We start from the raw sequence: 6,475 nt of genomic DNA on the forward strand, positions 1-6,475 counted from the left end.
ACTAATGGCGTTGCAGGAACGGCAGCCATTCATCCAGCACCGGCTGGGCCGGGAGCAGAGTGGTGCCGTGGTTTCGGCCCGGCAGTTCAACCACGCGGGCCTGGCGCATGAGGGTGGCTGCGCGGCGGGAATCTTCCAACCGCGCCCGGTCCGCCGTGCCAGCCATGAGCAGCGCCGGTACGTCGATGGCTGCCAGGATGTCCTCGGGGATGGCCGGCTCCGCTTCGGTTTGGGCAAAGTAGGCCCGCAGCACCTGGCCGTCATTGGCTAAAAAGGCAGCTCTTGTCTGGCCGTCGAGGCTCGCGCCCATGTGCGCTTCCCAGCCCGCGACAAAGGCGTCCATGCCGCCTGAGCCGAGGGCGGCGTCGTACTCGGGAAAGAAAAGCTGGCCCACACTGCCGGGCTGAATCCTGTATGTCCCACCAAAAGTTGTCAGGGACAGCAGCCGTTCGGGGGCGGCCGCTGCCAGCGAAAAGCCCAACCGCCCACCCACCGAGTAGCCGCCAAAGTGGGCCTGCTCGGCTCCGGCGGCATCCAGCACGGTCAGGGCGTCGGCCACCAGCGTGTCCATGGCGTACGCCGCTGCGGTGTGCGGCTTAGCGCTGCGACCGTGGCCGCGCAGGTCCATCGTGATGACCCGGTAGTGCTCCCGCAGCGCCTTCGTGTAGCCAAATCCACGCCAAATCGCCTTGGTCAGGGCACTGCCGTGGACCAATAAAATGGGCGGGCCCTCCCCCACTGTGTCGTAGGAAAGCTCGACGCCGTCGGCAAGGTTGTGTGCGGTGGCCATGCTTACGCCTCGCGGAAGATCACGATGGCGTCGCGCATGGACTGGCGGGCGCGCTTGCGGTCGCCGGCCGCGTCATAGGCGCAGGAGAGCCGGAACCAGGAGCGCCAGTCCAGCGGTGCGGCCTCAGCTGCGAGCTTGTACTTTTCAAACTCCGCGTCGGCTGCCTCACGGACAATCCGGCCGCCGGGGGTGCGGGGCAGGTTGTCTTCGGGCAGCCCGCCCTCGTTCTCCAGGACCTTGGCCATGCGTTCGGTCGTGGCGCCAAAGCGGACTTCGCTGATGAGCGCCCAGGCGGCCACCAGCGGAATCACGAGAAAGCCGAAGCCCATCAGCTTGGCGATCCACTCGGGAGCGGCCAGCAGCAGCACGGCTCGCTGGAGCATGACGACCATGTAAAACACGAGCAGGAGGCAAATGAGCCCCACCCAGATTTTCGTTTTGGACAGCGTCAATTTGGACTGTGTCGGTTTGGCCACGACCCTAGCCTTCCAGGTCGAGGTAGCCGTCAAGGCCCACGGTCAGGCCGGGGCGGGTGCCCACGGTGCGCACGCCGAGCAGGACCCCCGGCATGAAGGATTCGTGGTTGAAGGAGTCGTGGCGGATGGTCAGCGCCTCGCCATGGCTGCCGAACAGCACTTCCTGGTGGGCCACGAGCCCGGCCAGCCGCACGCTGTGGACGGGGACGCCGTCCACAGCTGCGCCGCGGGCGCCGTCCATCTCGCTGGTGGTGGCATCCGGGGCTGCCGGGACGCCGGCTGCCTTGCGGGCCGCGGCCACCAGCTGGGCTGTGCGCAGGGCCGTGCCGGAGGGGGCGTCGACCTTGCGCGGGTGGTGCAATTCAATGATCTCCACCGAGTCAAAGTACCGAGCGGCCTGTGCAGCGAAGCGGGTGGCAAGCACCGAACCCAGCGCGAAGTTGGGGGCGATGAGAACGCCAACGGCGGGGTGCTGCGCCAGCAGTTCCCCGAGCTTGGCCAGTCGCGCGGCGTCCCAGCCGGTGGTGCCCACTACCGCATGGATGCCGTTTTCCACGGCAAAGCGGACGTTGGCTTCGGTGGAGTCCGGGACTGTCAGGTCGACAATGACCTGGGCGCCGCAGTCACGCAGCGTCTCCAGTGGGTCGTTGCGGCCCAGGGCAGCCACCAGTTCCAGATCCGGTGCCGCCGCTATGGCCGCCACGGCAGCCGTTCCCATTCGTCCCTTGGCGCCGAGCACGGCCACCTTCAGCATTTCAGTCATGCGTTTAAGCCTACTGGTTTTCTTGCGTGCCCGGCTCCGGCACGGTTCCGGCCCCCACCCATTCGACGCTGCCGTCGCTGAAGAACTGTTCCTTCCAGATAGGCACCTCGGCCTTTATTCGTTCCACGAGGGTGGAGCACAGTTCAAAGGCTTCAGCCCGGTGCGAGGACGCCACGGCGCAGACCAGCGCGGGTTCGCCAATTTCCAGCGGCCCCACGCGGTGCGCCACCCAGACCCGCACGGGGTGGCCGTCGGGGTCTGCGGTGCCGTCGGCCAGGGAGGACACGATGCCGTTTAGCACGCCGGTGGCCAGTGGATGGGCACTGTAGCTCAACCGCGTGACGTCCTTGCCGCCGTCGTGGTTGCGGACCACGCCGCTGAAGCTGACGACGGCGCCTGCCGTGTCCGATTCCACGGCCGCGATGGCAGCGTCGACGGAGATCGCCTTGGCGCTCAGTGCGGCGTAAACCACGTCAACGTTAGTGCCCATGGTGTCCGCCTACCTGCGCGCAAAGGTGTTTGATAATGGGGTCCAGCACGGCCAGCCCGTCCATGACCCCCGACGGCGATCCAGGCAGGTTGATGACGAACGTTCCCCCGGCCAGACCGGCGTGCCCACGGCTGAGCGCAGCCATGGGTGTCTTCGTCAGACCGGCGGCACGGACGGCCTCCATGATGCCGGGGATTTCGCGATCCAGCAGGGGCAGCGTCATCTCCGGGGTTTGGTCATCCGGGCTCAGGCCGGTGCCGCCGCTGGTAATGACGACGGCGGGGTGTTGCGTGAGCACTGCTCGCAGGGCCGCGCCGACCGGGGCGCCGTCCGGGACCACCACGGGTGCCATGGTGTCAAAGCCGTGCTCTGTCAGCCAATCTGTGATGACCGGGCCCGTTTCGTCGTCATAGACGCCCAATGCTGCACGGGTTGAGGCGATCACGATCGCTGCCGTGCCCAAGGAGGCACCGGGTTCGCAGGCGCTCATGCGGGGTTTCCTTCGGCGGGTGTTTGCTCAAGTGTCCAGTCACCACTTTTTCCACCGCTTTTGGCCAGCACGTGGATGTCTGAGATGACGGCGTGCTTGTCCACTGCCTTGATCATGTCGTACACGTTGAGCGCAGCCACTGAAACGGCTGTCAGAGCTTCCATTTCAACCCCTGTGGGGCCGCGGGTTTTCACTGTGGCAAACACCCTGACGGCAGTTTCCTCGAGTTCAAAGTCCACGGTTGCCTTGGAGATGGGCAGCGGGTGGCACAGGGGAATGAGGTCCGGGGTCTTTTTGGCGCCCATGATCCCGGCAATGCGTGCCACGGCCAGCGCGTCACCCTTGGGCAGGCCACCGGCACCCAGCAGTTTCATTACGTCGGCAGTGGTGCTCACTGTGCCGGTGGCCGTGGCTTCACGGGTGGTTTCCGGCTTTGCGGAGACGTCAACCATGGCGGCTGTTCCGTCCTGCCGCACATGGGTCAGGGCTGGTGTTTGTTCGGTAGTCACAACAGCCATACTTCCACCTTTGCCCCCGCCTGCAATTCAGTCACACCTGCAGGGATGGTGATCAGGGCGTTCGCCTTCGCCAGGGCACCCAGCAAATGTGAGGACTGACCGCCAACCTCACGCACCGACGGTGCGGATTCGAAGGCGGGGCCGGAATAAATGCCGCGCCGGATCTGCTGCTTCCCCGCCGGGGAAGACAGGGCATGTTCCAAGGTGGCAAGTACGCGCTGCCGCGGCACCGGGGTGCCCAGCAACGTGGCCAGGGCAGGGCGCAGGAACATTTCAACGGAGATGAAGGCGCTGACGGGGTTCCCCGGGAAGGCCAGAAAAGGTACCCCACGAAAGCTGCCCAGCCCCTGCGGACCGCCCGGTTGCAGGGCCACGGAACAAAACTCCATGTCGGATTGCGGTCCGCCGTCGACAAGGGCCTGCTTCACCACTTCGAAGGCACCTGCACTGATGCCCCCGACCGAGATCACCAGCTCACAGCTGGGTTCGGCCCTGCCGTCCGGGCCCACCACACTGCCCACATTTGCCTCGAGAAGGCGCAGCAGCGCTGCCGGGTCGTCCCTGACCACATAGGACTGCACCACCTCAAGACCTGCATCTGCCAAACTTGCGCGCAGCAATGCCGCGTTGGCGTCGTAGATCATGCCCGGCGGAAGCCCCTCCGCAGCTACCAGGTCGCCTGGGGCCAGGACCTCGTCGCCTGTGGTGAGCAGCAGCACCCGTAGCTTGCGTGCAACCGGCAGCTGCGTGCAGCCGAGAGCTGCTGCAAGTCCAAGGTGCGCAGCATTGAGGAGGGTTCCTGCGGCAATGACCGTCTGGCCCTGCTGAACGTCGCTCCCCTGCTTCCTGACAAAGGTTCCCGGCGCCGTGGTGGGCAGTTCCACCGTTTCCCCCGGGGCTGCGAAAGTGTCCGGGCGGGCCTTTTCGATGGGCACCACCGCGTTGGCTCCCGGCGGCAGCATGGCACCGGTCATGATGGGCGCCGCCGTGCCCGGGGCCAGTTCCTCCGGGACGACTCCGGCGGCAATGGTGGCCGCCACTAGGTAACTGGTTGATGCGGCCACATCAACAGTCGCAACCTTTCCAGAATCTAAGTGGATGGCATAGCCGTCCATTTGGGAATTGGCGAAGGGCGGCAGGTCAATGGCGGCCACCAGGTCAGTGGCCAACACACGGCCCTGTGCCTCCAGGAGCGGTACGGGCGTACCAACATTGTGGCCATTGGCGTCAAGCAGTGCTTTCCACGCGTCGGACAACAGGTTCTCGACGGCTTTTTGGTGCTCGGCTACGGTTCTACGCATGGCTTCCTTCCGTTGGAGGGGCCGGGCGGCATCCCTTTTCCCATCCTAGGCGAGGGGTGCCACAGGGGCGGAACGTGCGGCAACCCGCCAGGGTTTTCCCTAGCCCACGACCGGGGTGCGCCGAATGCAGGAGGCGGTCGACGCCGTCGTGCTTCCCACACCGGCAAGCCGGGAAGCAAATAATGGCGTAGCGTTGAAGCATGGACACTGAACACGTTGATCTGGGCATGCCAGGGGTGCGCCCCACGCCCGGGCCCGGCGTTCCGCGCACTGGCGGTGCAGAATCGGGCCTGCGGGACCAGTTCGGCCGGGTGGCAAGTGACATGCGGCTGTCCCTGACCGACAAATGTAATCTGCGCTGCCAATACTGCATGCCTGAGGCCGGCCTGGAATGGCTCAAAAAGGACAAACTGCTCACAGCAGCTGAAATCGTCAGGCTCGTGGGGCTCGGCGTGAACAACCTCGGCGTACGCGAACTGCGTCTGACAGGCGGCGAGCCGCTAGTGCGCGCAGACCTCGTGGACATCATCGCCGCGCTGCGCAAGAACCATCCCGAGCTGCCCATTTCGCTGACCACCAACGGTGTGGGACTGGCCAAGAAGGCGCAGGCACTGGCCGATGCCGGGCTGACGCGGCTGAACGTGTCCATGGATACGCTGCACCACGACGCTTTCCTGCAGCTGACCCGCCGCCCCTTCCTCGATCAGGTGCTGGCCGGGATTGAGGCCGCCGCCGCTGCCGGTCTGCGGCCCGTGAAGATCAATGCCGTGCTGCTGCGAGGCATCAACGACGGCCACGCAGCCGAACTGCTGCAGTGGAGCCTTGACAGAGGCTACGAGCTGCGTTTCATCGAGCAGATGCCCTTGGACGCAGACCACGGCTGGACGCGCGAAGGCATGATCACGGCCGCGGAGATTCGTGACCTGCTCTCCGGCACCTTTGAGCTGTCCCCCGATCCGCGCGACCGCGACGGCGCCCCGGCTGAACGCTTCGAAGTCAGGCTGCAGGGGTCCACCGAACTTTTGGGCACTGTTGGCATCATCGCCTCCGTCACCGAACCGTTTTGCGCCGACTGCCGCCGCACACGGATCACGGCCGAGGGTAAGGTCATGAGCTGCTTGTTTTCACGCACAGAGGTTGATTTGCTGGCCTTGCTGCGTGCTGGGGAAACCACCGCTGACGACGACGCCGTCATTGCCCGCTGGCAGGACGCCATGTGGGCCAAGCCCCGCGCCCACGGCATGGGCCACCCAGGGCTGGGTGACGCCGACTTTGTCCAACCGGACCGCAGCATGAGCGCCATTGGAGGATGAGCATGAACGTACGATTTTTTGCTGCCGCCGCAGCTGCCACCGGGGTTGAGGAACAGCGCTTTGACGTAGCCGCCCTGGCCGGAACCAAGCCCTTCACGTTGGCCGAGCTTTCAGGGTACCTCGCGGAGTCGTTCCCCGTCTCTGCGTCCGGGCACACTCCCCCGCTGGCGGAAATCCTCACCCGGTGCAGTTTCCTCGTCAACGAGGTATCCACACGAAACCTGGAGCATCAATTGAGCCCCGGCGACGTCGTGGACGTGCTCCCGCCCTTCGCCGGAGGGTAGCGGGCAGCTCCTGCGCACAATAGGACTTCAACGCGCCGCCACCCTCTACG

At 65.6% G+C, this 6,475-nt stretch carries 9 protein-coding genes; 2 read left to right on the forward strand and 7 right to left on the reverse strand.

The features are described from left to right. Position 1: 1 nt before the first annotated feature. The 7 genes from Q4P21_RS15485 to glp all read right to left on the reverse strand — a co-directional run bounded on the left by Q4P21_RS15485 (position 2) and on the right by glp (position 4,828). Positions 2-790 carry an alpha/beta fold hydrolase gene (locus Q4P21_RS15485; RefSeq protein WP_303389622.1) on the reverse strand — a complete coding sequence of 263 codons (789 nt, stop codon included), beginning with the start codon at positions 788-790 and terminating at the stop codon, positions 2-4. Between the two features lie 2 nt (positions 791-792). After that, positions 793-1,182 (reverse strand): hypothetical protein, encoded by a 390-nt coding sequence (locus Q4P21_RS15490; RefSeq protein WP_303389629.1) that lies wholly within the window; start codon positions 1,180-1,182, stop codon positions 793-795. A gap of 88 nt (positions 1,183-1,270) precedes the next feature. Beyond that, positions 1,271-2,029 carry a 4-hydroxy-tetrahydrodipicolinate reductase gene (dapB, locus tag Q4P21_RS15495; RefSeq protein ID WP_303389623.1) on the reverse strand — a complete coding sequence of 253 codons (759 nt, stop codon included), beginning with the start codon at positions 2,027-2,029 and terminating at the stop codon, positions 1,271-1,273. A gap of 10 nt (positions 2,030-2,039) precedes the next feature. Next, entirely contained in the window at positions 2,040-2,519 is a 480-nt protein-coding gene (locus tag Q4P21_RS15500) for a molybdenum cofactor biosynthesis protein MoaE (protein ID WP_303389624.1), read from the reverse strand. Continuing rightward, a complete protein-coding gene (locus Q4P21_RS15505) occupies positions 2,509-3,009 on the reverse strand; it encodes a molybdenum cofactor biosynthesis protein B (protein ID WP_303389625.1) in 501 nt (166 codons plus the stop codon). The genes Q4P21_RS15500 and Q4P21_RS15505 overlap by 11 nt, the downstream gene beginning before the upstream one ends. Then, a complete protein-coding gene (moaC, locus tag Q4P21_RS15510) occupies positions 3,006-3,527 on the reverse strand; it encodes a cyclic pyranopterin monophosphate synthase MoaC (RefSeq protein ID WP_303389626.1) in 522 nt (173 codons plus the stop codon). Before moaC ends, Q4P21_RS15505 begins: the two co-directional genes overlap by 4 nt. Then, positions 3,515-4,828, reverse strand: a complete 1,314-nt coding sequence (gene glp / locus Q4P21_RS15515; RefSeq protein ID WP_303389627.1) for a gephyrin-like molybdotransferase Glp — start codon at positions 4,826-4,828, stop codon at positions 3,515-3,517. Before glp ends, moaC begins: the two co-directional genes overlap by 13 nt. 227 nt (positions 4,829-5,055) lie before the next feature. Here glp and moaA point away from each other — a divergent pair, with 227 nt between their 5' ends. Together moaA and Q4P21_RS15525 are read left to right on the forward strand one after the other, a co-directional pair. Next, positions 5,056-6,141: a GTP 3',8-cyclase MoaA gene (moaA, locus tag Q4P21_RS15520; RefSeq protein ID WP_303389630.1), complete on the forward strand. Its 1,086-nt coding sequence runs from the start codon at positions 5,056-5,058 to the stop codon at positions 6,139-6,141. Between the two features lie 2 nt (positions 6,142-6,143). Next, the gene (locus tag Q4P21_RS15525; protein WP_303389628.1) at positions 6,144-6,425 is read left to right on the forward strand and encodes a MoaD/ThiS family protein; all 282 of its coding nucleotides are present in this window, start codon (positions 6,144-6,146) and stop codon (positions 6,423-6,425) included. The last annotated feature ends 50 nt before the right edge of the window (positions 6,426-6,475 follow it).

The sequence above is a fragment of the Arthrobacter sp. genome (assembly GCF_030540645.1).
Classification (GTDB): Bacteria; Actinomycetota; Actinomycetes; order Actinomycetales; family Micrococcaceae; genus Specibacter.

Bases quoted from the DNA above. Each gene is read 5' to 3' on its own strand.
- Q4P21_RS15490 (WP_303389629.1), bottom strand. From the start codon at position 1,182: ATGGTCGTCATGCTCCAGCGAGCCGTGCTGCTGCTGGCCGCTCCCGAG.
- moaC (WP_303389626.1), bottom strand. From the start codon at position 3,527: ATGGCTGTTGTGACTACCGAACAAACACCAGCCCTGACCCATGTGCGG.
- moaA (WP_303389630.1), top strand. From the start codon at position 5,056: ATGCCAGGGGTGCGCCCCACGCCCGGGCCCGGCGTTCCGCGCACTGGC.
- Q4P21_RS15525 (WP_303389628.1), top strand. From the start codon at position 6,144: ATGAACGTACGATTTTTTGCTGCCGCCGCAGCTGCCACCGGGGTTGAG.
- Q4P21_RS15485 (WP_303389622.1), bottom strand. From the start codon at position 790: ATGGCCACCGCACACAACCTTGCCGACGGCGTCGAGCTTTCCTACGAC.
- dapB (WP_303389623.1), bottom strand. From the start codon at position 2,029: ATGACTGAAATGCTGAAGGTGGCCGTGCTCGGCGCCAAGGGACGAATG.
- Q4P21_RS15505 (WP_303389625.1), bottom strand. From the start codon at position 3,009: ATGAGCGCCTGCGAACCCGGTGCCTCCTTGGGCACGGCAGCGATCGTG.
- Q4P21_RS15500 (WP_303389624.1), bottom strand. From the start codon at position 2,519: ATGGGCACTAACGTTGACGTGGTTTACGCCGCACTGAGCGCCAAGGCG.
- glp (WP_303389627.1), bottom strand. From the start codon at position 4,828: ATGCGTAGAACCGTAGCCGAGCACCAAAAAGCCGTCGAGAACCTGTTG.